Here is a 949-nt window from a genome sequence, read left to right as displayed (position 1 = left end):
CCGGCGGTCACCTCGGCGCGGATCACCGTCTGGATGGCCTCGCCGAGCACCTCCCAGTTGCCGTCGAGGTCGCGAGCCAGGGCATCCCGATCGAGGTCGATCTCGCCGAGGCCCTTGAGGATGTTGTCGAGCGCGAGCAGCGAGTGGCCGAGGCCAACGCCGATGTTGCGCTGCGCGGACGAGTCGGTGAGGTCGCGCTGCAGTCGGCTCGTCACGAGCGTCGCCGCGAGCGAGTCGAGGATCGCCGCCGACAGCTCGAGGTTCGCCTCGGCGTTCTCGAACCGGATCGGGTTGATCTTGTGCGGCATGGTCGACGAGCCGGTCGCGCCGGGCTGCGGGATCTGCCGGAAGTAGCCCATCGAGATGTAGGTCCACACGTCGGTGCAGAGGTTGTGGAGCACGCGGCCGACGTGCGCGACACGGCTGTAGAGCTGCGCCTGCCAGTCGTGCGACTCGATCTGCGTCGTCAGCGGGTTCCAGGTGAGGCCGAGGCCCTCGACGAAGGCCTGCGAGGTGGCGACCCAGTCGTGGTCGGGGTCGGCGGCGAGGTGCGCCGAGAAGGTGCCGGTCGCGCCGGAGAACTTGCCGAGGTACTCGACCTCGTCGATCGAGGCGAGCAGGCGCTCGAGCCGGTGCACGGTGACGGCGAGCTCCTTGCCGACCGTGGTCGGCGTGGCCGGCTGACCGTGGGTGTGCGCGAGCATCGGGTCGTCGGCGAAGGCGAGGGCGCGCTCGCGCAGCGCCTCGACGACCTGCCGGGCCCGGGGCATCCACACCTCGACGATCGCCGCGCGCACCGTGAGGGCGTACGAGAGGTTGTTGATGTCCTCGCTCGTGCAGGCGAAGTGGGTGAGCTCGGCGATGTGCCCGAGGCCGAGCTCGGCCAGGCGCTCGCGCACGTGGTACTCGACGGCCTTGACGTCGTGTCGCGTGACGGCCTCGCGGCGGG

General features: G+C 70.6%; 1 protein-coding gene. It reads right to left on the bottom strand.

The window, feature by feature from the left end:
• Nucleotides 1-949, bottom strand: a 949-nt coding sequence (purB, locus tag ID804_RS12115; RefSeq protein ID WP_169080457.1) for an adenylosuccinate lyase, incomplete at both ends; no start/stop codon positions are given.

This window comes from Microcella alkalica, from assembly GCF_014595885.1.
Classification (GTDB): Bacteria; Actinomycetota; Actinomycetes; order Actinomycetales; family Microbacteriaceae; genus Microcella; species Microcella alkaliphila_B.
Note: the sequence above shows the minus strand (reverse complement) of the source record. Positions and strands in the feature narration are given on the sequence as shown.